This window comes from Candidatus Omnitrophota bacterium, from assembly GCA_030688425.1.
GTDB lineage: Bacteria > Omnitrophota > Gorgyraeia > Zapsychrales > JANLHA01 > JAUYIB01.
The window spans coordinates 551295-575793 of the sequence record JAUYIB010000012.1 but is presented as its reverse complement, the minus strand read 5'-3'; the positions used below and the strand labels follow the sequence as shown (position 1 = coordinate 575793).

20 protein-coding genes are annotated in these 24499 nt (G+C 59.3%); 18 read left to right on the top strand and 2 right to left on the bottom strand.

Translation table 11 applies throughout. From position 1 onward, the window contains the following. Positions 1-2 precede the first annotated feature (2 nt). The 10 genes from Q8Q08_03835 to Q8Q08_03790 are packed head-to-tail and all read left to right on the top strand — an operon-like array spanning position 3 to position 8731. Positions 3-1025, top strand: a complete 1023-nt coding sequence (locus Q8Q08_03835; protein MDP2653144.1) for a hypothetical protein — start codon at positions 3-5, stop codon at positions 1023-1025. Continuing rightward, positions 1025-2353 (top strand): protein kinase, encoded by a 1329-nt coding sequence (locus Q8Q08_03830; GenBank protein ID MDP2653143.1) that lies wholly within the window; start codon positions 1025-1027, stop codon positions 2351-2353. The genes Q8Q08_03835 and Q8Q08_03830 overlap by 1 nt, the downstream gene beginning before the upstream one ends. An 18-nt stretch (positions 2354-2371) precedes the next feature. Continuing rightward, the gene (locus tag Q8Q08_03825) at positions 2372-4054 is read left to right on the top strand and encodes an ATP-binding protein (protein MDP2653142.1); all 1683 of its coding nucleotides are present in this window, start codon (positions 2372-2374) and stop codon (positions 4052-4054) included. A gap of 18 nt (positions 4055-4072) precedes the next feature. After that, entirely contained in the window at positions 4073-5221 is a 1149-nt protein-coding gene (pilM, locus tag Q8Q08_03820; GenBank protein MDP2653141.1) for a type IV pilus assembly protein PilM, read from the top strand. Between the two features lie 28 nt (positions 5222-5249). Next, positions 5250-5789 (top strand): PilN domain-containing protein, encoded by a 540-nt coding sequence (locus tag Q8Q08_03815; GenBank protein ID MDP2653140.1) that lies wholly within the window; start codon positions 5250-5252, stop codon positions 5787-5789. Positions 5790-5825: 36 nt separating this feature from the next. Beyond that, complete coding sequence (gene pilO / locus Q8Q08_03810) at positions 5826-6392, top strand: type 4a pilus biogenesis protein PilO (protein ID MDP2653139.1); 567 nt, start codon at positions 5826-5828, stop codon at positions 6390-6392. A 31-nt stretch (positions 6393-6423) separates the two neighbouring features. Beyond that, the gene (locus tag Q8Q08_03805; protein MDP2653138.1) at positions 6424-6885 is read left to right on the top strand and encodes a hypothetical protein; all 462 of its coding nucleotides are present in this window, start codon (positions 6424-6426) and stop codon (positions 6883-6885) included. Between the two features lie 27 nt (positions 6886-6912). After that, positions 6913-7287, top strand: coding sequence for a response regulator (locus Q8Q08_03800; protein MDP2653137.1), 375 nt, complete (start codon positions 6913-6915; stop codon positions 7285-7287). A 40-nt stretch (positions 7288-7327) separates the two neighbouring features. Beyond that, complete coding sequence (locus Q8Q08_03795; GenBank protein MDP2653136.1) at positions 7328-7897, top strand: response regulator; 570 nt, start codon at positions 7328-7330, stop codon at positions 7895-7897. A 24-nt stretch (positions 7898-7921) separates the two neighbouring features. Next, positions 7922-8731, top strand: a complete 810-nt coding sequence (locus Q8Q08_03790; protein MDP2653135.1) for a metallophosphoesterase family protein — start codon at positions 7922-7924, stop codon at positions 8729-8731. Between the two features lie 89 nt (positions 8732-8820). On the opposite strand, the gene Q8Q08_03785 is transcribed toward Q8Q08_03790, so the two are convergent. Next, positions 8821-10704: a tetratricopeptide repeat protein gene (locus Q8Q08_03785; GenBank protein ID MDP2653134.1), complete on the bottom strand. Its 1884-nt coding sequence runs from the start codon at positions 10702-10704 to the stop codon at positions 8821-8823. 52 nt (positions 10705-10756) lie between these two features. Between Q8Q08_03785 and Q8Q08_03780 the strand changes: the two genes are divergently transcribed. From Q8Q08_03780 to Q8Q08_03770, 3 genes are read left to right on the top strand one after another with little or no spacing between them, the layout of a single operon-like run. After that, positions 10757-12094: an FAD-dependent oxidoreductase gene (locus Q8Q08_03780; GenBank protein MDP2653133.1), complete on the top strand. Its 1338-nt coding sequence runs from the start codon at positions 10757-10759 to the stop codon at positions 12092-12094. Next, positions 12091-12981, top strand: a complete 891-nt coding sequence (locus Q8Q08_03775) for a methyltransferase domain-containing protein (protein MDP2653132.1) — start codon at positions 12091-12093, stop codon at positions 12979-12981. The genes Q8Q08_03780 and Q8Q08_03775 overlap by 4 nt, the downstream gene beginning before the upstream one ends. 1 nt (position 12982) lies before the next feature. Beyond that, positions 12983-13684, top strand: coding sequence for a glycosyltransferase family 2 protein (locus Q8Q08_03770; GenBank protein MDP2653131.1), 702 nt, complete (start codon positions 12983-12985; stop codon positions 13682-13684). On the opposite strand, the gene Q8Q08_03765 is transcribed toward Q8Q08_03770, so the two are convergent. Continuing rightward, a complete protein-coding gene (locus Q8Q08_03765) occupies positions 13681-15198 on the bottom strand; it encodes a radical SAM protein (GenBank protein MDP2653130.1) in 1518 nt (505 codons plus the stop codon). The genes Q8Q08_03770 and Q8Q08_03765 overlap by 4 nt on opposite strands. A 164-nt stretch (positions 15199-15362) precedes the next feature. Here Q8Q08_03765 and Q8Q08_03760 point away from each other — a divergent pair, with 164 nt between their 5' ends. The 5 genes from Q8Q08_03760 (at position 15363) to ppcA (ending at position 24484) form a co-directional block, all read left to right on the top strand. Next, on the top strand, positions 15363-16355 hold the full coding sequence (locus Q8Q08_03760) for an alpha/beta fold hydrolase (GenBank protein MDP2653129.1): 993 nt from the start codon (positions 15363-15365) through the stop codon (positions 16353-16355). A gap of 92 nt (positions 16356-16447) precedes the next feature. After that, entirely contained in the window at positions 16448-16891 is a 444-nt protein-coding gene (locus Q8Q08_03755) for a MarR family transcriptional regulator (GenBank protein ID MDP2653128.1), read from the top strand. A gap of 54 nt (positions 16892-16945) precedes the next feature. Then, positions 16946-18010 (top strand): efflux RND transporter periplasmic adaptor subunit, encoded by a 1065-nt coding sequence (locus tag Q8Q08_03750; protein ID MDP2653127.1) that lies wholly within the window; start codon positions 16946-16948, stop codon positions 18008-18010. Positions 18011-18257: 247 nt separating this feature from the next. After that, positions 18258-22775, top strand: a complete 4518-nt coding sequence (locus tag Q8Q08_03745) for an efflux RND transporter permease subunit (GenBank protein MDP2653126.1) — start codon at positions 18258-18260, stop codon at positions 22773-22775. Positions 22776-22999: 224 nt separating this feature from the next. Further along, a complete protein-coding gene (gene ppcA / locus Q8Q08_03740) occupies positions 23000-24484 on the top strand; it encodes a phosphoenolpyruvate carboxylase (protein MDP2653125.1) in 1485 nt (494 codons plus the stop codon). Positions 24485-24499 lie beyond the last annotated feature (15 nt).

Here is a 24499-nt window from a genome sequence, read left to right as displayed (position 1 = left end):
GAATGATTGTGCGTTCAAACAGAAAAGGGGTGGTGTTCGTCGCCGCCCTGGCCATCATGACGGTCCTGATCACCCTGGGGATGGGGTATCTGTCGAACATGCGCACCGAGATCCTGATCGCCAACAATTACCGCAGCGCGCTCAAGGCGCTGTATAATTCCGAGTCCGCGGTCGAGCATTCCATCGCCGAGATTCGCAGCGGGACAGATCCCGACGGGGACGGGTTGGGGAACATCCCCTCGCAGGACCTGGATTACGACGGGATCAATGACTATTATGCCCTTTATTCTGCCCCCAGCCTGACAGTCACGGGGTCCGGAGGGGTGCCGGACGGGGCCGGGGCCAGGACCATCAACGCCAAGGTCAAGCAGGTCAAGTGGACAGGGGCCGTGGAGTCCGGGACCTCGCCGACGATGAATATCGGCAACAGCGGTGTCATCAACGGGAATGTGGAAGGCAACAGCACGGCAGCCATTCAGCCGCAGGTCACTGTCAACGGAAGCGTTCTCGCGCCCAAGCCTGGCGGGGTCTCCATCCCCACGGTGTCCTTCCCGGCATACCAGGCCATCGCCGATTATGCGTACAGCGGTTGGCCGACCTGGAACACCAATCCGTTGCCGGGGATTCATTATGTGGCCGGGAACCTGACCATCTCGGGGATCAATAATTTCAATCTCGACGGTTCGATCATCGTCACGGGGGTCATCCAGATATCTTCGATAAGCGGGAGCATGACGATAACGCCCACGGGCAACAACCCGGCCATCGTGGCGGGGTCGAGCCTGACGATGACCGCGACGTGGAAGCCGCTCATCAGCGGGCTTGTGTATGCCGGGACATCAATGAGCTTGTCCAGCATCACCGGGCCTTCGTTTTTCAACGGATCGCTGGTGGCCCGCACGGGAGACTTGACGATGCAATTTGTCAACAATTTTACGGTGAACTATAACCCGGACCTGGACCCGCCGCATTTTTCCGCGGCCAGCGGCGGTCCCATCGTCATTTCATCCTGGCAGGGGCATTAATGGAAAACACCATCGGAAAATATAAAATCCAGCGACAGGTGGGCCAGGGCGGGATGGGGATCATCTACAAGGCGTTTGATCCTCAGACCCAGAAGACCGTCGCGATCAAGGTCTTGCCGCCGTCGTTTGTGGACAGATCGACTGTGGAGAGGTTCAGCCGCGAGGCCCACGCCCTGACAAAGTTGAGGTATCCCAATGTCGTGGAGGTTTATGACTACGGCATGGAAAAAGGGAAGCATTATTTCGTCATGGAATACATCGAGGGGGAAACTCTGAAGTCAAAGATCAGCCGGTGGGGGGTCCTTCCCGCGCAGGAAGCGCTCCGGGTCACGAAAGAGATCGCCACGGCCCTGGTTTACATCCACCGTAAACAGATGATCCACAGGGACATCAAGCCGTCGAACATCATGGTCGCCGTGGATGAACAGGTCAAGTTGATGGATTTCGGCCTCGTCAAGATTGCGGGGGTCACCAACATCACGATCGCCGGCGCGTCGCTTGGGACCGCGGAGTATATGTCTCCCGAGCAGATCAGCGGCGAGGAGGTGGACTGCCGGACGGATATTTATTCTTTGGGGGTCACCATGTATGAGATGCTGACAGGGCGCCCGCCTTACAAAGGAGAAAATGTTCAGGTGATTTTGTATAAACATAAAAATGAACAGCCTGTCCCCATCCGCAGTCTGCGGCCCGAGGTCCCGCCGGAGGTCGAGGCCCTTGTCAGCAAAGCCATGAGCAAAGAGATGTCCCAGAGGTATGCCAGCGCCGAAGAACTGCTGGACGCTTTGTCCCCCATGACAGGACGGGCCATTCTCCAGGAAGGGACGGAAAAGGGGACCCGCGCCAAGGCGTCTTCCACCGAGCGCCTTGCCGCGCCGCCGGGAAATGGCGCTGACGCTCCATGGGTTTTCTGGATCATCGCCGCGCTCTGCCTTGCCGGCGCCGCCTTCTGGTTCCGGGAACTTTTGTCGGCAGGGGTTGTCCGCGCGGATCGCGCGATCGCGCAGGTGTTTCCCCGGGGAGGGAAAAACCTCATGGCGGAGGCCCAGGCCTCTTTGAAAACTTTTGAGGAAGCGGAACAGCATCATACGGCCGGGATGGGGCATCTTGGAGAGGGGGCGGTGGATGCCGCGATCGGTGAATTTCAGAAGGCCGTCCAGTTGCGGCACGATTATCCGCTGTATTACCGCAGCCTGGCCCTGGCGTATGAAAGGAAACAACAATTGAAAAAGGCTGCCAAAGCCTGGAATGAACTCATAAAATATGATAAGAACGGTGTATACGTCAGCGAAGCCAGGCAAAGGATCGAGGCCTTAAAACAACCGTAATGTTGATGAGAGGGCGGAATGTTTAAGATCGTCGTCAAAACGGGACCGAAAAAAGGGAGTGTCTGTCTCTTGGGCAAGGAGCGCGTGACCATCGGCCGCGATCCTTCCAATACGATCGCGCTGGCGGACCGAAGGATTTCCCGCGTCCATTGCAGCATCGCGCCGTCCGGTCACGGCTACTGTCTGGAGGACCTCCAATCGGTGAACGGGACGCAAGTCAACGGGAACGAAATCCAGAAATGCGAATTGAAACCGGGGGACAAGATCTCGCTCGGCTCGACCGTTTTGGATTTTTTGTCCCAGGAGGCTTCGGACAAGGAAGATGGGGCCCTTTCCGATTCGCATGTGGAACTGCTGCCGGAAGGACAGGGCTCGACCGGGGCCGTCGTGGAATGCCGGCTGCCGGTCAAAGACAAGGCGGAGACGTTCCGGGACTTCTCCAAGACGGACGGGGCCGCGGTCCCCAAAATCTATCAGCGGCTTCTGACGCTGTACGACGTCAGCAGCAAGCTGGGTGTCGTGACGGATATCGATCTCCTGCTGCTCAAGATCTTGGACCTGGTCCTGGACATCATGGGCGCCGACCGCGGATTTATCATGCTTTCCAATGAGGACGCGACGGAGTTGACTCCCCGCGCGGCGCGGCGGCGCGGCAGCGATGCCTCCCCTGAGATGGCGGTTTCCCGTTCGATCGTTTTTCATGTCTTAAAGACGGGGGAGTCCGTGCTGACTTCGGACGCCCAGCATGATTCCAGATTTTCCGGCGCCGAGAGCATCATCATTCAGGGGATCCGAAGCGCCATGTGCGTCCCGTTAAGATCCAAGGACAAGATCCTGGGGATCCTGCACGTCGACACGAACGCAACGAAGGTCAGGTTCAACCAGGACGATCTCGAACTGACGAGCGCGATCGCCAGCCAGGCGGCCATGGCCATCGAGAATGCCATGCTTTTCGACAGCCTCAAGAAGGCCAACCAGGAGATCAGGGACCGTCAGGAACAGCTGATCGAATCGGAAAAATTGTCGGCGCTGGGGCGCCTTGCCGCGGGGGTCGCTCACGAGATCAATAATCCCATGACAAGCATCCTCGGATATTCGCAGCTGTCGGAGAAGATGCTGTCCAAGGAATCGATGGACCCCGCCAGCATCCGGGAATGTTTTGAGTTCATCAAGATCGTGGAAAGCGAGGCGATCCGCTGCCAATCCATCGTCCAGACGTTGCTGCAGTTCGGCAGGAAAAAAGAGCAGAAGATGTCTTTGGTGGACATCAATCAGGTCGTTGAGGCGTCCCTGGTGATCGCCAAGTTTCACATCAAGAGGTCCAGCATTGAGATCCAGAAGGACCTGGCCGGGGGCCTGCCGAAAACGACCGCGGACCAGCACCAGCTCCAGCAGGTTTTTCTGAACATGATCATCAACGCCAGGGACGCCATGGAAAACAGCGGCGGAATTCTGAGGATCTCCACCCGCGCGCAGGAAGGATGGATCTCGGTCAAGTTCGCTGATACGGGCTGCGGGATCCCCCCGGACAAAATTGACGAGATTTTTAAGCCTTTGTATACCACCAAAGGCGAAGGCAAGGGCACGGGACTCGGGTTGTCGGTCACGCAGGACATCATTGAAGCGCACCAGGGGGCGATCGATGTGGAAAGCGAGGTCGGGAAGGGGACGATGTTCACGATCCGCCTGCCCGTCCGGTAGAGGAAAGCGACAAGCGATATGAGAATGAATTTTGACATGGGCCGGGGATTGCTCAGGAACATCATGAGCCGGCTGGAGCCCTTCAAGGCTTTCCAGTCGGAAGTGTTCCTGGGAAATGTGTTTGAAGAAGGGGTGGCGACCGGCTTGGACATCGGGACCTACGCGGTCAAGGTGGTCCGGTTGAGGAGATCGGTCAAGGACCTTTCTTTGGAAACGCGGGTTTACAGGGAGATCTTGCGTTCTCCTGACCCGAAAGGCTCCATCCCGGAAGAGACCTTGACCGCCCAGTGTCTGGCCGACATCTGGCAGCAGGAGAAGATCAAAGATAAGAAGGTCAGGGTGGTGGTCTCTGACCCCGGGATCTATATCAGGCATATCCACATCCCGAGGCTCGCCCCGAATGAGCTGGCGAAGGCCGCCCGCTGGCAGGCCGAGAAATATATTCCGTTTTCCATTGAAGACGCCAGCGTCGATTATCAGATCATCGATGAACGTTCCCCGCAGGATCCCGGCCAGATGGAAGTCGCCATTGTGGCGGTGGAGAAGAAGACCATTGATAAATACCTGAGGGTCCTCAAAGCCGCGCGGTTGACGCCGACGGTCATTGATATTCCGCCTTTTGCCGTGGCCAAGGCCGTCCTGCAGGACCTGTCTCCCAAAGAGACCTCCGGGGTCGCCGTCATTGACATCGGTCACAGGACGACATCGGTCACCATCCTGAAAAGGAATTCCTTGCGGCTGGCCAGGAGCTTTGAGATCGGCGGGCACCACATGACCCAATCGATCGTGGAGGGAATGGGCCTGGACCGGGCAGAGGCCGAAAGCATGAAAAGAGAGCTGGGGGTCGAGCCCTTCGCCGCGGGCCAGACCGTCCCGGACAAATATGCGGCGGCCATTCACCCGGTCCTGTCGGAACTGGTCAAGCAGATCGAACGCGGACTGGCTTACTCGGAGCGCGAAGAAATGACAGAAGGGATCGCGAAAGTTTTATTGTGCGGAGGCGGGGCACTGACGCGCGGCCTTGACGCATACCTTGCGAACCATCTGAAACTTTCCGTTTCCGGCATGGAAGGGGCCGCCCGGATTTTGTCCCTGGCCGGAACCGGCGGCCGGCCGTCCCCGGAACCGGCCGCGCTCTTGGTCTCTGCGCTTGGAGCCGCCCTATGAAAAGGCCCGCGATGGAAAGTGTGAAAATATGAGGCAGATCAACCTGCTCCCCGAACAGATGCAAAAGGTCGAACAGATCAAGACGATCCGGAACGCCTTCGTTCTGGTCCTGGCGCCGATCCTGCTGGTGATGGCCGTCGTTCACGTCCTGCTGGCCATGCATCTGCAAAACATGAAGAGGCTCGCCGAGCGGCCGATGGACTATATCCAGACCAGGGAAGTCGGCGAGGTGAAGGTCAGGATCGACGAGGTCCTCTCGAAAATGCGGGACTTTCATGCCGGGCACGAAATCCTCCTGGAAAGCATCGCGCAGCGGGCCTCGACTCCCGTCATCCTCGTCAATCTCGGGGAGATGGCCCAGTCCCGGGTGTGGCTGAACGATTTTAATCTGGACCATGAAAGCAAGACCTGCAGGATCGCCGGGCAATCATTTAATACCAGGCTGGTCAGCGAATTTATGCTGGAATTGAAAAAGGTCCCGTTTTTCAAAAATGTCGAACTGAGCTCCATGGAGCGGGGGCAGGACGGGAAGGTTGGTTTTTCGATCGTGTGCTATATGAAACGATGAGGCTTTGTCGGCCCTTTTCGGACGGAGTGTCGTGAAATGATCCCTTTGGCTCAAGGAAATATTCTGAAGTTAGTCAAATTGACGGTCCTTGTCCTGGCCCTTGTGTTTTTTTTGTTTGATCTTTTTCCGCTGATCAAAGGGATCTCGGATTGTTACGGCAGGATCCGCATGGCCCGGGCGGCGGTCCGGACGTTGACGAAAGAGGATAAAGCCGTTCTTCAGAAAAAACTCGAGACGGAACTGGCGGGCCTGGAGGCGGGATTCCAGAAGATGCAGGCCGCCAAGACGGAAGCGCAGTCGAAGATGACGCGCGAGGTCAGCGTTCCGGTGGTCACGTTGATGATCGAGGATCTGGCGTCGTCCCAGGAGATCGAGCTGCGCTTGATCAAGCCGTTGCAGCCGCAGGTCCAGGGGAAGTATCAAATGATCCCCATTGCCCTTGAGTTCAGGTGCGATTATGCCCGGCTGGTCAGGTTTTTGTCGCAGTTCGAGACCCTGGAAGTTCCGGTCAGCGTCCAGTCGCTGTCGATCCACGAGAATCTTTTGAGTTATCCGCAGCTGGACATGAAATTGACGATATTCGTTCTGTTCGCGGAGGGTTGACGCCGGGAACATCTTGCAGAAGGCGGGCGCCATGAGTCAAAGAGAGAAAATCATCGCGGTTATTTTGGGGGCGGTCACCCTGTATGGCATCGTCAGTTCCGGGGTCCTTGCCCCGAGGGATGACCGGGGGCGGGGGGTGCAGACCGGGGGGGCTTTGCAGCCACAGGCCGTCCCTCCCATCCTGGAGAAGGACGCCCTCCTGATGATCGAGATGTTCGGCGCGGAGACCCAGCCGTCGGATTTCAGTAACATCCAGGACCCGTTCAGGAAATTCGATTTGAAGGCCGTCGTCGACAAGGGCGACATGGATTATTCCGACCTGGCCTTGACGGGGATCATGATGGAGCCCGAACCGGTGGCGCTGATCAACGGACATATCCTGAGGGCCGGGGAGAGGATCGGGGAGTTTGAGATCAAAGAGATCCGCCGCAATGAAGTGATCCTGATCAAGGGGGACGCCAAGTACGTTCTTAAGCTTTTTTTGGAACTGTGAGGCAACAGCGAAAGGGAGAGATCGGTTATGGCAAGAATCAAGGTTTTGGTGGTGGAAGACAATCCGCTTGTCGTCCGGTTGAATGAGGCCTTGCTGAAGGCCGGGGACTATGACGTGATCACGGCGATGGACGGTCAGTCGGGGATTGATATGGCGGTCAAGGAGAGGCCGGATGTTATCCTGCTGGATATCATTCTCCCCAAGATGCACGGGTTTGAAGTTTGTAAAGAGCTCCGCAAAAGGGAAGACACGAAGCATATCCCCATTGTGATCGTTTCGGGCACGGGGCTTGAGGAAGTCGCGGAACGGGAGCCGGATTTAGGCGTTAACGGAGTCATCACGAAGCCTTATGATTTGAATAAACTCGATGAGGCCATCAAAAAAGCCCTCAAGGGGAAATGATTTTCCGCCGGCGGGAGGGCAAAGCCTGAAGGAGAACGAAATGAACATGTCCAGCGGCGCGATGCAAAAAGGGTTCAGGGTCCTCATCGTTGAAGATGACCGGACGGTCCAGAAGGTGTATGAGAAGATCTTCGCGAACATGGGGTATCAGCACCAGATTGTGTCCACGGGGGAAGCGGCCTACCAGGCCATTGCCAGGGAAAAATTCGACTTGATCTGTCTGGACCTGAAACTCCCGGACATCAACGGGATCGATCTCGTCGAGAAGTTGAAGCGGGAACTGGAGTGGATCCCCGTGATCATCGTCACTGCCAACCCGTCCCTGGAGTCGTCCATTGAGGCCATCAGCGCGGGCATCGTCACGGAATATATTATTAAACCGTTCGACTCCAAGGAAATGATCCTGACGGTCCGGAAAGCCATCGAGAAGGCCAGGCTGTCCATCGAGAACAAACGGCTGATGAAGCGGTTGGAGACCACCAACCAGGCCCTCCTGGAACGGGTGGAGCAGCTGGAACAGTTCGGGCGGGACGCCGAACATTTTCAGTCAGAGGTCGAAAAACTGAAAAAATACGTTAAAGATCTGGAGCAGAGGATCGCTCAGAAATAAATAGCCGCCTCGGGGAGGGCCTTTGTGAAATATTCCATTATTTCCGACATTCACGGCAATCAGGAGGCCTTTGATGCCGTCCTGGAAGATGCGAGACGGCAGGGGGCCGAGCATTTTGTTTTTCTCGGTGATATTGTGGGGTATGGCGCTGAGCCGGGGGCCTGTATCGCCAGGCTGCGGGAGCTGATACGGTCGCCGGGGTGTATTTGCGTGGCCGGCAATCATGATTATGCCGTGTCGGGAAAGAGCCCCCGTGACCAGTACAACACCTATGCGCGGGAATCGGTGGAATGGACGAAAAAGCAGTTGACCTCTGAGGAATGCGGTTTTTTAGACCGATTGCCGCTGACGGAGCGGATCCCCCTTGCGCAGGGGCGTCCGTCCGGTTCGCCGGGTCGCGGGACGGCGAGTGGCGGTCGACCGGCGCCTGATACAGGCGGGTTCCGGGCCGTTCACGCGAACCTTGTGGCGCCCGGCGAATGGGGATATATTCTGGACATTGACGATGCTCATCCCAATTTTCTTTTGCTGGAAGAACAGGTGTGTTTTATCGGGCATTCCCATAAACCGCTGATTTTTTTGGAAGGGGATTTTATCGACTGGTTTCAGGAGGATTCGTTCAGGCTCGAGCCGGGGGTCAGGTATATCATCAATGCCGGAAGCGTGGGGCAGCCGCGCGACGGGAATCCCAGGGCCTCGTATGCGATTTTTGACGACTCCGCGTTGACCGTGGATATCCGGCGGGTGGAATATGACATTCCCCGGGCGCAGCAGAAGATCATCAAGGCGGGCCTTCCCCGGATGTTGGCGGACCGGCTGAGCATCGGCAAATAGCCGGGTCTGAAATACTTCGGTTCTCCGGCGATGCAGGGGAAACCCGTTAGGATCTGCTTGTCTTATCCGGCAAGATGGACGGGCAGGAATCAATTCCCTGTCAGGGCGCGCGCCTTGTTCAGGTTTTCCAAGGCCGGGGCATACGAGGGATTCGCCCGCAAGGCCCGCTCGAAGAATTCCATGGCCATGTCATATCGCCCTTCGGCGGCGTGCGCCGCGCCCAGGGTGTTTAACGCCTCATCGAACTTCGGAGCGATCTTGACCGCTTCCTCGCCGGCCCGGAGCGCGTTGGGATGGTCCCCTGTCATGAGATGGGCATACGCCAGATGGCTGTAAGCCTGGGCGTTTTTCGGAAGGAATTCGACGGATTTCCGGCAGATGGAAATCATGTCCTGATAACGTCCGAGCGCCCCATAAACGCCTGCCAGATTCACGTGGATTTGCGCGGTCACGCGTTTGTCCCTGCCGCTGTCCAACTCCAGAGCCCGGTGGTATTCGGCGACCGCTTTGTCGTATTGTCCCCGGTTTGCGTAGGCCATGCCCAAGTTGGCGTGCGGCCTCGACTTTGCGGGAGATTTTTGGACCGTGTCTTCCCACAACATCACATCATCGGCCCACACCGCGTTCCGCCGGTATGTCAAGGTCGAAAAAACCGCGATCACAGCGATCAGCGCCATGACGCCGGCGCGCCGGTTCCCGGGGAGTGAAAGAACCGACGCGCAGAGGGCTGTCACAAATCCAACAGAAGGCAGATACAGCCGGTGTTCGAAAATCACGTCCCGGATCGGGACGAAACTGGATGTCACCGAAAGGGTCAGGAAAAACCAGAGGATGCCGAATCCGGCCAGCGGATGCCTGCGGGCCAGCGCGAGGCCTGCCGCAAGCAGGGCGAGCAGTCCGGCGAGACTGAACAGCGTCGGCGCGTCCCACAGGGTGGTTGACAGGGGAAAATCATAATCGAGGTTCTGTCCGGCCGGGAAGAACAACAGCCCCAGGTACACCATGACCACCCGGAACTGGGTCAGCAGGTATTTGCCGCTGGTGATCCCGAGATGCCGGTCTTCCAGCAGCATGGCCGGGATGTTGAAGGACAGGACCGCCATGAGCAGGAACCCCAGCAGGAACATTCCCCCGAGATAGATCCGGGGCGGCAGTCCCCGTTTCAGGCCGGACGTTTTCTCACCGGCGGGAGGCCTGAAAAATAACGATTCTATCAGGACAAGGGCGGCCGGGAGGGTGAAGGCCTCCTCTTTGGTCAGCATGCCCAGGGCCGCTGACGCGGCGGACAACAAAAACCATCCCCGGCTTCCCGGGGGATGATGGGCGGAAAGCCGGCCTTTCAGGTAGCAGCACGCCGATAATAAATACAGCAGGGCGGCCAGGCCGGTGAAGCGCTGGCTGATATAAGTGACCGTTTCTGTCTGGACAGGGTGTGAGACAAACAGCCAGCCGCCCAGCAAGGCAATGGCGTGGCGATTTTCAAAAATGGGGTCCCTTTGCAACCGGGGCGTTCGGAACAATAAAAGCAGGAACCAGACAACGGACAGCGCGGTCAATCCATGCGCGGCCAGGTTGACCAGGTGGTACCCGGTGACATCATACCCATGCAGGCGGTAATTCATGGCGAAGGAAGCGAACGCGACAAAACGTTTGCGGTAAAGCGGCTGTTCCCAGAGGTGCCCGACGCCGTCGGCGCCGCGGATCGAGGGGTTCCTGACGATGAATTCGTAATCGTCGAACACGAACGGGGCCCGCAGGGTGTTGGAATAAATGAGCGCGCCCCAGAGGCAGAGACCGGCCAGCAGGACGGGAAAGACGGCGGTTTTTTTAAAGACGGGCATAGGGAACGGCTCGGGACGGTTTTCTCCATTATACGCGCCGGCCCCGGGGCCATCCAAGGAATTTTCAGGATCTCTGGCGATGATGCCTCGGCGGGGCCGGGGCGCTCCGGAGGCGTTTTTGCTGAAAATCATTTTTCGTAAAAGCCCCTTTAAAGGTAGAATGGGGGCAGGTGTGAGTTCCTTTATGAAAAAGAAAATCGTCATTATCGGCGCCGGCCCGACGGGGCTGGGCGCGGCTTACCGGCTGCATGAGCTCGGGCACGCGGATTTTGCCGTCCTGGAGCGCCGCCCGTATCTGGGTGGCCTCTGCGCGAGTTTCCGGGACCAGAACGGGTTCACCTGGGACCTGGGCGGGCACGTCATTTTTTCGCGCTTCCCGTATTTCGACCGGCTCATGAATAAAGTCCTGAAAAACGGTTTTCGGGACATCCGGCGCGAGGCCTGGGTCCGGGTCGAGGGGTGCTGGGTCCCGTATCCGTTCCAAAAAAATTTGGATCATTTGCCTGAGGCCATCCGCAGGGAATGCCTGGACGGGCTTAAGGCCTCCGAGGCCTTGGAGAAAAAAAACGATAATTTTGAACATTGGATCCTGACCCACATGGGAAACGGGATTGCCAGGCATTTTATGTTTCCTTACAACGCCAAGGTGTGGGCGCATCCTCTGGATCAGATGAGCACGTCCTGGCTGACCGACAGGGTCAGCAGCGCCCAGGACGCCGCCGCTTCCGCGGGCGGGAAGCCGCGGCCGGGGAGAACCGGCTGGGGGCCGAATGGCCGGTTCCGTTATCCTGTGGCCGGCGGAGTGAGGGAGATATTCAACAAAATCGGGGAGCTTTTTCCGGAAAAAATCCTGACCAACGCGGAGGCGGTCCGCGTCGATCCCTGGGAGAAAAAAGTTTTTCTGTCGGGCGGCAGGGTCCTGGCGTATGAAGCGCTGATCAATACCTCGCCGCTGGACCATTTTGTCGCGACCCTGGACGATGTCCGAGAGGAGTGGCTGACAGCCAGCCGGGAGCTCAAGCACAACAGCGTTCTGGTCGTGGGGATCGGGGTCCGGAAGCCGTGTCCCGATAAAAAGTGCTGGATGTATTTTCCCGGCGGCGACTGCCCGTTTTACCGCGTTACGTATCTCGCCAATTACTCTCCGAACAATGTCCCGGATGAACAGCACCATTCGCTGTTGTGCGAGGTTTCCTATTCCGAGCACAAGCGGGAGAACAAGGAGGACGTGGTCGAGCGGACGATCCAGGGATTGGTCCGCGCCGGATTGCTGGAGAAAGATGATGTCCGGCTGATCGTGTCCCGGTTTTTGTTTGACATCGGCCACGCCTACCCCATTCCCACGTTGACGCGTGACGCCGCCTTGGAGCAAATCCTCCCGGCGCTGGAAAAACTGGACATCTTCAGCCGCGGACGCTTCGGGGCCTGGAAATATGAGGTCGGCAACGTCGATCATTCGATCATCCAGGGCAAAGAGGCCGTGGACCGGATCCTGGGGGTCGGCGGGGAGAGTCTGTTATGACGGGGACGGCTTGCGAACTGTGCGGCTCCGGGGAATACCGGATTTTATACAAAGGCGCCGGGGAGGGGCTGACCGCCGCGGATTTTAAAATTACGAAATCCGTCCTGAAGAAGGGGCCGGTGGTGAAATGCTTGGGCTGCGGTCTTGCCCGCGCCGGGGAGATGCAGGACCACCGGAGATTTTACGAGCAGGTCACGGACGAACAATACGAGAAAGATCGTGCGAGCCGGCTTAAGGAATTCCAGCCGGCGTTCGAACGGCTGGAACAATGCGGGCGCGCGCGGGGCGGACGGAAAAAGATCCTGGACGTCGGATGCATGACAGGGATTCTTCTGGAATTCCTGCGGTCCTGCCCGGGCCGGGAGATCTCGGCTGAAGGCGTTGAGCCGTCGGGCTGGGCGGCCGGGGTGTGCCGGGACAAGGGTTTGTCCGTGACCCAGGGTTGCTTTGAAGATGTCCCTCTTCCCGCAGGGGAATACGATGCCGTGACGATGTTCGACGTTCTGGAGCATGTCCCGTTCCCCCGGATTTTTTTGCGCAAGGCGCGCGAGATTTTAAAGCCGGGAGGCCTGCTGCTCATCACCACGCCGGATTTCGGGAGTTTATACCGCCGGCTGTTCCGGCGGCATTACTGGTTCATTGAGGCCATGCATCTGCATTACTTCACGCGTCCTACTCTGAAGGCCCTTCTGGAAAAAGGCGGGTTTCGCGTCCTCCGGGTTCAGCGGCATGATAAAGTTTTAAAGTTGAATTATGCCCTGGCTCGACTGAAAGGGGCGGTCCCGTTTTTCCGGTTTCTGCCTTCCGGTCTTCCCCGGGCGATAGGGGGAGAGGCCGACGTCCGGTTTTATGCCGGACAGATGCTTGTGATCGCCGAAAGGGTTTGAGATGCCGGTGTCTGTGGTCATACCGTGTTATAACGAAGAGTCCCTGATCGAAAGGGAGATCCGGGCCTTTTATCGGGAGATCGTTGAGAAGGTCCCGGACTCCGAGCTGGTCGTGGTGGATGACGGGAGCACGGACGGGACGCCGGCCCTTCTCAAGAAGCTGGCCGCGGAACTGCCGCGCCTGCGGATCATCCTCTCAGGCGTAAACCGGGGGCACGGGTCCGCGGTGCGGCAGGGGTTCGACGCCGCCGGGAAGGAATTTGTTTTTCAGGTCGACAGCGACGGCCATTTTGATCCCCGGGATTTCTGGAAGTTATATGCCCTGAAGGACAGCCATGATTTTGTTCTCGGCGTGAGGAAGCGTAGGCAGGATCCCTTTTTTCGTCTGCTTTTGATGCGGGTGATCAGGGCCGTGAATTTCGCGCTGTTCGGGGCCTGGATCGAGGACGCCAATTGCCCGTTCCGTTTGATCCGCAGGGACGCGCTGCAGGAATTGCTGTTGTCCGTTCCCGGAAACGCCCTGGCGCCGAACCTGATGCTGGCGGTCCTTTGCAAAAAGAGGGGGATGAGAATGGCGGAGGTCGAGGTCGCGCATATCCGGCGAGGATCCGGGTTTGATTCCGTCGGAATTGGGCCGTTGATCGCGTTCGCCCTCAAAGGGCTCTGTCAGCTCTTGGTTTGGAAATTCCGGCAGTCCGTTTAAACGGCGTCCGCGTCGTCGAGCTGTTTGCGGCCGGCGCTCATGAAATTTTTCTGCAGGGACGTTTCCAGCGGGAACCGGAAGAAGTTGTTCCTGAGGCGGAATTTGGCCACGGGGTGGTAGAGTGCGAACAGCGAGCGCAGCAGGGGGCTTGAGATCTTGCTCATGCCGGATTTGCAGGAGAACAGTGAGGCGAAGCAGATGTTGTTGTAGCGCTCGCGCTGCTGGGGGGTCAGCCAGTTCGGCCTGTTCAGATACCATTCGTCCGGCGTGAAATCGGCCCAGTCCTCCAGCCGTTCCGGGATCTTGAACCCGGCCTCGACGGCCGCTTGAAATAATTCCGTCCCCGGATACGGGCAATACACAAAGATCAGCGTGAACACGTTCGGGTTCTCCCGCCCCATGCGGACGGCGAAGTTGACCGTCTGCCGCACTTCCTCGTCCGTTTCTCCCGGAAAGCCGATCATGAAGGTGCATTTGGACTTGATGGGGAATTTGGCCATCATGCGGTTCACGTCCGTGACCAGGCCCAGGTCGATGTCTTTCTTGATCAGTTTCAGGATGCGGGGAGAGCCGCTCTCGATGCCGATGTCGATGTCCCGGCACCCGGCCCGCACCATCATCTCCAGCCCTTTTTCCCCGATCTGGTGGAGCGTGTCGGCCCGCACGCCCATGCAGGCCCATTCGATGCCCAGGTCCCGCCGGATCATTTCGCCCATCAGTTCCCAGAAACGCTTGATATGGATGATGAAATTGTCGTCCTGGATGAAGAACTTTCGGATGCCGAATGTTTTGACGATGTATTCCAGCCGGTCGACAGCACCTTGGGGCGACAGGGCCCGCCATTGCCCCTCGTTGAACACGCGGTTGTAGCAGAAGGCGCAGGGGAAGGGGCAGCCGCGGCTGGTGAAGAACGTCAGCGACGGTCCCTTGAACAATCCCGACGCCCGGTATTTTTCGATGTCCACCAGTTCGTAGGGCAGGTTCGGCAATTGATCGAGGTCCTCGATGTATCCGCGGGGAGGATTCTTGACGACGGCGCCGTTCTCTTTGTAATAGAGCCCCGGCAGTCCGGCCATGCCTTCCTCACTGCGCAGGCGCTCCACGAATTCAAAGAACGTCCGTTCTCCTTCGCCCTTGATCACGTAATCGATATTTTCGTTTTGCAGGGTCTGTTCCGGGAACAGGCTCGGATGCACGCCGCCCCAGACCACCGGCAGGTCCCGGCGCAGGGATTTGATGAACCGGTTGATCTCCAGGGCGTAGCGGATCTGCGGGCCCGTCATGCAGGTGATCCCGGCGCAGAGGACGTCCGTCGCGTTGATGTGCTCCCGGACAGCCGCTTTCCAGTCCTTTTCCACGCGCTGGTCGATGAGCCGGACGGAATAGCCGTTCTGCAGGGGAAGCGCCGCGATGGACAGCAGGGCGTCGGGCAGGCGCAGCCCCGCGTAATCCATGCGCCCGACCTTGCTCTGGATAAGGAGAATGCTCTTGGCGGTATGCGGATTGCGGATCATTGCCGTTCTGCCTTTGGGAACGTTTCTGCGTGAGGGACCGGGAAAAATAGTGACAGGGTTTCATTATAACAGGGGGTGTCCCGGGCGTGAACTGGAATGTTTTTTCTCAATAAATCCGTTGAGGAAAGGGGCGTTGGGGGTACAATAAAAACTAAGGTACTCTCATGAAAAAGAAACTCAATATTGTGTCCGTTCTCTTTCTCCTGTTTTTTTTCGGGACGATCGCGGGGATCGCCTGGCTTTGCGTCAAGCCCATCCCGACCGAAACGCTTGTCTCCAGCCCGTCCTGGTTCATGACTTACGAGGAAAGCGTCGAGCGGGTCAAGGCCATGTACGCCCAGGATGGGGCGGACATCGCCGACAACGGGCACCTGATCCTGCTGAGCCACGGCAAAAAGACGCCGAATGCCATCGTGTTTTTTCACGGCAGCACCAACAGCCCCCGCCAGTTCGCCGATCTCGGGAAGATCTTCTTTCAGAAGGGATATAATGTTTTCATCCCCCGTATCCCGCACCACGGCCTGAAGGACAGGATGACGGGAGACCACGCCAACCTCACCGCCGAGGAAATGGTCAAGCTGTGCGACGAATCCGTGGACATCGCCCGGGGGCTCGGCGAGCATGTCACGGTGGTCGGGCTGTCCCTGGGCGCGAACATGACAAGCTGGGTGGCGCAGAACCGGCTCGATGTCGACAAGGCGGTGATCATCTCGCCCTTCTGGGGCTGGAAGGAGATACCGTTCATTTTCTGGAAGCCCTCGGTCAACCTCGCCGCGACCCTGCCGAACATGTTTCTCTGGTGGGACAAGAACGAAAAAATGGCGTTCAAGGGCCCCCAGTCCACGTATTGCCGTTTTTCCACGCGGGGGCTGGGCCAGATCATGCGGCTCGGATGGTGCGTCCTGAAGCAGGCAAAGGGTTCCGCCCCGGGCACCCGGTCCATCGTCGTGATCACCAACGCCCTGGACGAAGCTGTGAACCAGGCGAACATCAAGGCCGTTGTCCGGCAGTGGCAGAAACATTCGAACGTCAATCTGACGCTGTTCACCTTTGACAAAAGCTACGGGGTCTACCACGACCTGATCGACCCCGAACAGCCCTACCAGAAGACCGAAAAGGTCTATCCCCGCCTCATCAGCCTGATCGTCGCGCCCTGATCCGTCGCCGGCCGCGCCTCCTCAAAAACCCGTTTGACAAATCCGCGCTTTTGGCTATACTTGTGAAGGTTGCATATGCAACCATATCGCGTATGTCCCCTTCTCCTTACAATCTGGAAGAATCCCTGGGCTATGTCATGGCGCGGGCGGCGCGGGCCCTCGGCACGCGGCTGAACCGCAATTTCGCCGACGCCGGGCACGACGTCACCTGCGAGCAATGGTCGGTCCTGACCAACCTCTGGTCCCGGAACGGGCAGAGCCAGCAGGACCTGGCCGGCACCACGTGCAAGGGCAAGGCCAGCGTGACGCGCCTCATCGACAATATGGAGCGGCACAATCTTGTGGTCCGCATCCCGAGCAAGGATGACAGGCGCCAGAAACTGATCTATCTGACCCGGAAAGGCCGGGACCTGCAGGAACGGCTGGCCGCCGTTGTCCGGCAAACCCTCAATGAGGCGCAGAAAAAGATCAGCCCCCGGGAGATCGGGCAGTGCAAGAAAATCCTTTGCCGGATCTATGAGAACGTCAAAGATTAATTCCCTTAAAAACAAAATGGTTGTTGATACAACCGATGATCGCGAGGTGTGGTGATGTTTCGGAACTCTCTTCTGATCGGCCTGGCGGCGCTGGCCCTGGCCGGATGCGGCGAGGCGGACAAGGGCGGGCACGGCGGCGGATTTGCCGTCAGCGTCATCGCCGAGCCGGTCAAACAGGAAAAGATCGAGGACAAGATCTCCCTGGTCGGGACCCTGGCCGCGGATGAGGCGGTGGAGATCAAGAACCAGGTGCCGGGCGTCATCGAGCAGATCGGGTTTGAGGAGGGGCAGGCGGTCCAACAGGGACAGATGCTTTTTATGATCGACGCCGCCAAGCTCAACGCCTCTCTGTCCCAGGCCGAAGCCAACCTGGGGCTGGCCGGGACCACCTTTGAGCGGCTGTCTTCCCTAATTAAGTCCGGGGCGGTGTCCCAGCAGGAATATGACCAGGCCAAATCCGACCTGGAAGCGAAGCAGGCCGAGGCGAATCTGATCAAGGCGCAGCTCAAGGAAACGGTGATCACCGCGTCTTTCGACGGCGTGATGGGCGAGCGCAAGGTCAGCTTGGGCCAGTTCGTCAACCAGGGCTCGACGCTCACCTATTTGATCAGCCAGGACCCGATGAAAGCGGAATTCCGCGTGCCGGAGCGTTTTTTGGGCCAGCTCAAAGACGGGCAGAAGATCCAGGTGTCCGTGGCCGCCTATCCCGAAGATCGGTTCAGCGGCGCGGTCTATTTCATTGATCCGCAGGTGGAGGAGACGACCCGGACGGCCCTGGTGAAGGCCAGGGTCCCCAATCCCGAAGGCCAGCTCCGCCGGGGGATGTTCGCGAACCTGGACCTGATCGTCAGCATCCGTCCCCGGGCGCTGGTGGTGCCGGAATCCGCCCTGATCCCCAGGGGGGAGGAAGTCTTCACGTTCATCGTCGATGCCGAGGGCAAGGCCCAGATGAAGCCGGTGAAGGTGGGCGTACGGCTCGCCGGAAAAGCGGAGATCCTCGAGGGCCTGTCCGCGGGCGAGAACGTGATCGTGGAGGGCCACCAGAAGGTCGGCCCCGGATCGCCGGTGAAGATCAAGGAAGAAGCGCCAGGGCAGGGAGAACCCGCCCCGGCTTCTTGAAGATATTTTTGCGATGCAGCTTCTCTGAAATTTTAGAGGAAGCTGCATTTTTCTGGAATAGCCGTTGGTTGGTCCAACCCGTTGAGGGGAAGCTCCTGGCCTTTGCGGTGAATACGCGTGAGTTAATGTCATGCAGTTTTTCTGATGTTCAGAGGAAACTGCATTTCTCTGGAATGGCGTTTATTTTGAGCCAGCCTGTCGAGAGGGAGAGGACAACCTTTGCGACAGGTCAACATGGGCTAAGGTAATGAAACTATCCGAAATCAGCATCCAGCGTCCGGTTCTGGCCACGATGATGAGCCTTGGGCTCATCCTGTTCGGCGTCATCGGCCTGACCCGCCTGCCTGTGCGCGAGCTGCCGGACGTGGACCCGCCGATCGTCAACGTCATGACGGTCTACCCCGGGGCGAGCGCCGCGGTCGTGGAGGCCCAGGTCACGGAGATCCTCGAGGAGTCCCTGACCGCCATCGAGGGGATCCGGACGCTCACCAGCGAAACCCGCCAGCAGGTCAGCACGATCACCATTGAATTCAATTTGTCCCGCGATATCGACGTGTCCGCCCAGGACGTGCGCGACCGCGTGTCCCGCGTCCGGGGCCGCCTCCCGGAGGACATCGACGAGCCGATCGTGGCCAAGCAGGACGCCAACGCCCAGCCGGTCATGTGGGTCGCGCTGTTCAGCGACCGTTATTCCACCCTGGAGCTGACCACGATCGCCGAGAACAATATCAAGGATCGCCTGCAGACGATCTCCGGCGTCAGCTCGATCATCATCGGCGGGGCCAAGCGTTTCGCCATCCGCATCTGGCTGGACGCGCAGAAAATGGCGGCCCGCGGGGTGACGGTGCTGGACGTGGAACGGGCCCTGCGCACGCAGAGCGTCGAACTGCCCAGCGGCGTCGTGGAAAACCGGGAACGGTCCATGACCATTGAGACCCGCGGCGAGCTCAAGACGCCCGAGGAATACAACAGCCTCGTCATCAAGCAGGACGGCTCTACGTTCACCCGGTTGTCCGACATCGGCATGGCGGTGGTCGGGGTCGAGGACGAGCAGTCGTCGGCGCGCTTCAATTCCAAACCGGCCGTCGGGCTGGGGATCGTCCGGCAGTCCAAGGCCAACACCATCGAGGTCACCAAGGCGGTCAAGGAAGAGATCGAACGCCTGCGGAACCTCTTGCCCAAGGGCATCGAGATCGCCTTTCCTTACGACGAGTCAGTTTACGTCGAACACGCCATCGAGGACGTCTGGCGCACGCTGTTCATCGCTTTCGGACTGGTGGTCCTCGCCATCTACATTTTTTTGCACGATTCCCGCTCCACTCTGGTCCCCACGCTCACGGTCCCGGTGTCCGTCATTTCCACGTTCGGCGTTCTCTACGCGCTGGGATTCTCCATCAACATCGTGAGCATGCTGGCGTTCGTTCTGGCGATCGGGCTGGTCGTCGACGATTCCATCATCGTCCTGGAGAACATCTACCGGCACATCGAAGAGGGGATGAAACCGATGGACGCCGCGGTGCAGGGGATGAGGGAGATCGGCTTCGCGGTCATCGCGACCACCGTGGCCCTGGTGTCGGTGTTCCTGCCGATGGCGTTCCAGACCAGCGTGACCGGCCGGTTGTTCATCGAGTTCGCCATCGCGATCTCCATGTCGGTCATGGTCTCCTCGTTCGTGGCCCTGACGCTGAGCCCCATGATCTGTTCCCGCATTCTGAAACCGATCGGGCACGCGCCCAAGGGCAGTCTGCTGGGGATGTTCGAACGGTTCCTGGAGAACACCACCGCGCGTTACGGCCGCGCCCTTCAGTGGACCCTGGACCATCCGGCCCCCATCGTGGCCGCGTCGCTCGTGACCTTCGGCCTGACGGCGTTTTTTCTCACCCAGCTGCCCAAGGAATTCATGCCGGACGAGGACAAGGGCCGGCTGCTCTGTATCGCCCTGGCCCCGGAAGGGGCCACCAGCGAATACACCGACCGGATGGTGCGCAAGCTCGAGTCGATCGTCGCCGAGGTCCCCGAGGTCGAAGGGTATTTCTCGGCGGTGGCGCTGGCCCGCGGCGGCCCGGGGAAGAGCTCCCAGGGGTTCGCGTTCATCCGGCTCAAGGACCACCGCAAGCGCCACCTGCGGGACATTGTCGGCGGCCCCACCGGGCTGGCGGCAAGGTTTTTCAACGAGGTCGAAGGCGCGTTTGTGATCCCGATCGTCCCCAAGTCCATCGGCGGCAGTTTTTCCCAGCCCTTCCAACTGGTTGTGCAGAGCCAGGACCTGACCGCCCTGAGCAATTACGCGGAAGCACTGACCAACAAGCTGCGCAGCGCGGGCTTCCTGATGAACGTGCGCACGACCTTCGAGATGAACAAGCCGGAACTGCGGGTCAGCATCGACCGCGACCGCGCGGCCGCGGTCGGCGTGAACGTCGAGGACATTTCCCGGACGATGCAGATCCTATTCGGCGGCTCGGACCTGACCAAGGTGAACATCAAGGGCAAGGAATACGACGTCATTGTTCAGCTCGGGCGCGCGTCGCGGCTCACGCCCACGGACCTGGAAAAAGTATATGTCCGCAGTATCCGGGGAGACCTGATACAGCTCAACAACGTCATCAATTATGAGACTGGTGCCGGCCCCAGCGCGATCAACCATTACAACCGCTGGCGTTCCGCGAACATCGAGGGATCTCCGGCCGGCATCCCCCTGGGCAATGCCATGGAAAAGGCGCGGGCCATCCTGAAGGAGGACCTTCCCGACGGGTTCCGCTATGAGTGGACCGGGGAAGCGCGGGACCTGATCGAATCCCGCGGGCAGTTCGATTTCGTCATGGTCCTCGCCGCGATCGTGATCTACATGGTCCTGGCCGCGCAGTTCGAGAGTTTGATCCATCCGCTCACCGTCATGTTCACCATTCCGCTGGCGGCGTTCGGCGCGACCGGCGGCTTGTGGCTCCTGGGCCTGATCAGCAATGCCGGCTGGTTCGGGGTGATCCAGGGCATGAGCGTCAATCTTTACAGCCAGATCGGCATGATCCTGTTATTCGGGCTCGTCACCAAGAACGGGATCCTGCTCGTGGATTTTGCCAATCAGCAGCTGGCCAAGGGAAAGCCGGCCAAAGAGGCCATGCACCAGGCCGGGCTGATCCGCCTGCGTCCCATCCTGATGACGGCGGCCGCCACGATCGTCGGTATCCTGCCCATCGCCATCGGGTTCGGGGCCAGCGGCGAGGCCCGCCGTCCCCTGGGGGTGGCCGCGGTCTCCGGCATGGTCACCAGCACATTTTTGACACTGTTCCTGATTCCGGTGGTTTACGTGTTTTTTAACAATTTTGTCCACCGCCGGATTCCGGTGAAAATTCTTCCTCCCAAAGCCGCGGGACATGCCGCCTTGATTTTGTTGGCCGGGACCTTTCTGAGCGGGTGCGCCCTGGGCCCGCAGTACCGCAAGCCCGATGTCACAACCGCGCAGGCCTGGAAAAACCAGGCCGGTCCTTCCGCCGGAGTGGAGCTCAGGGAAAAATGGTGGCAGATCTTTCGCGATAAAGAGTTGAGCTGGCTGGAGGAATTGGCTGTGTCGCAGAACCAGGACCTGTCCGCGGCCGTCGCCCGGGTGGAGAAGGCCCGCGCCCTGGCCCGCGTCGACGGAGCAGACCTGTGGCCGGAGATCGAGGCCAACCCGTCGGCCGAGCGTTCGCGGTCTTCCAAAAACTCTTCGACGGTGGGGCTGACGAAAAGCCGGACCAGCAACACGTTCAAGGCCCCGCTGGATTTCAGTTATGAGGTCGACATCTGGGGCAAGGTCCGCCGCGCTTTCGAAGCCGGCGTGGCCGAGGCCGAGGCAGAGGCCGCGGCTTTCCGGACCGTGCTTTTGACCCTGACCGCGGACGTGGCGAAGACGCATTTTTCCATCGGCGCGGTGGACGCGGAGATCGACGCCCTGGCCGGGGCCGTGAATCTCCGGCAAAAGGCCGTGGACATGTTGAACCTGCGTTTTCAGCAGGGGATCAACAGCGAATTGACATTTTTCCAGGCGCAGACCCAGCTGGCCCAGGCCCAGGCCGACCTGGTGGACGCCCGCCGGCGGCGGGAGAACCTGGTCAACGCGCTGGCGGCCCTGTGCGGACAGCCGGCCAGCAGTTTCACCACGCCCCACGCGCCGCTCAAGATTTCGGTACCGGACATCCCGGCCGGGATCCCGTCGGACGTTTTGAAGAACCGGCCCGACATCATCGAGGCCGAGCGGCTCATGGCCGCGGCCAACGAGCGGGTGGGCATGGCCAAGGCCTCGTTTTTTCCGTCGGTGAAGCTCACCGGCAACGGCGGCTTTGCCAGCGCCGAAGCGGAGGACCTCTGGAAATGGGAAAGCCGAGAGTGGTCGCTGGGCCCGTCGGTCAATATCCCTCTTTTCAACGGCGGCCGGCTCACCGCGGAACTGCGCGCCGAAGAGGCCGAGTACCGCAAGACCCTGGCCGATTACCGCCAGCGCGTCCTGACGGCGTTCAGCGAGGTGGAGAACGCGCTCTCCGACATCCGCCTGCGCAAGGAGCAGTCCGTCGCCCAGCAGAGTCTCCTGGGCGCCGCGCGCCAGGCGGCGGAGATCTCGCTGCACCGCTACAAGGAGGGCCTGGTCACGTTCCTCGAGGTCATCGATTCCGAACGCTCCCGTCTGCAGGCGGAGCGCGACGCCATCCAGATCCGCTCCGAAGAACTCATCGCCGCCGTCCAGCTCATCAAGGCCATCGGCGGGAAATGGGCCTCCGGCAGCGCCGAATAAGCCCCCGGCCCCGGGCGGCGAATCCTCTTTTCGCATCTTGACAATTCCCTGTCATGTTGTAATATTGCTTGGACATTATCCCGTCAGCAGAAGACCAAATTCGTGATAACGTGGATGAATGGTCTTCTGGACGGGATTTCGCCCAGTCTCCGCCGACTGCGGAGGCTGTCCCAAGGACCGCGGCTGGCAAGCCGCGGGGTTCCATGACCCTTCAGAGGAAACATATGGCTGTTAAAATCCCGCGGACGCTGTCCACCCAGCATCCCGACAACGTGACCATTCCGTTTTTCGCCAACCACTCCGTTTTGAGGGGGGATGACGAGATCAAGGAGGCCTTCTACGCGTTCTCCAACCTCGGCGTCGAAGAGATCATGTGGGACGCGGAAGGCAAGGAAGCCGACGACTTCGTGATCCGCAAGCTCATCACGGATTACAAGAGTTTCTTCAAGACCCGCCGCATCGGGAAAGACATTTTTATCAACATCCGCATCCCCAACCCCGATTACGAAAAAGCCGAGGCCAAGATCCTGCTGGAAACGCTGGAGAGCATCCCGCGTTCCTACGACACCGCGTCCCTGTTCTACGGGGACGGGAAATATCCTCCGATCTTCGACGTGGTCGTGCCCATGGCGGACGAGAAGATCATCCGGAAGATCTACGATTATTACAAGAACGTCGTGATCGGCAAGGAGAAGATGAAGTTCGTGGACCATTCCCCGCTCACCGTCGGGGACTGGATCGGCGAATTCAACCCCAAGCGGATCAACGTGATCCCTCTTTTCGAGGACATCGATTCGATCCTCACCGCGGACAAGACCCTGCGGACATTCTTGAAAGGGAAGGACGTGTCCTACCAGCGCGTCTTTCTCGCGCGGTCCGACCCGGCCATGAACTATTCCTCCGTGGCGGTGATCCTGGCTTTGCACATCGCGCTGGAACGGCTCTACGATCTGCAGAAAGAGGTCGGCATTCCGATCCATCCGATCCTGGGCTCGGGCAGCGCCCCGTTCCGCGGGCACCTGACGCCGAGGAACGCGGATTATATCCTGAGCAAATATCCCAGCGTCTCCACGTTCACGATCCAGTCGGCGTTCAAATACGATTTCCCGGTCCAGGAGGTCCAGAGGGCGATCGACCTGATCAATAAAACGCCGGTCAAGCCGCCCATCGGCGTCGAGGACCCGGAGCGGGCGCTCAAGATCCTTCGCAAGGTCTCCCGTGAGTATCAGCGGCAGATCCAGATCCTGGCCCCGCTCATCAACGAGGTGGCCAAGTTCGTCCCGAGCCGGCGCATGAGGAAGCTGCACACCGGCCTGTTCGGATATTCCCGCGAGTTGAAAAAGGGGGTCACCCTTCCCCGGGTCATCTCGTTCTGCGCGGTCCTGTATTCGCTCGGGCTGCCGCCGGACCTGCTCGGCTTGAACGTCCTGACCAAAGAGGAATTCCGGATCATCCGCGGGATCTATTCCCGGTTTGAGGAGGGATTGAGGGATTCGCTGGAGTTGTGGAACGAGGACGTGCTGAAGCTGGTTCCGTCGAGCATCCGCAACGACATCAAGTCCGTGGTGCAGAAATATTCTTTTCAGCCCCAGCCGGAGCACAGGGAGATCTCTTCGGAGATCATCGAGAGTTTAAAGACGAGACGGTTCAGCGCGCATCTGACGGACCTGATCACGCGGGCCGGAGCGGTGCGGGGCTTCCTCGGGTAGATTGCTGCGGCTGTT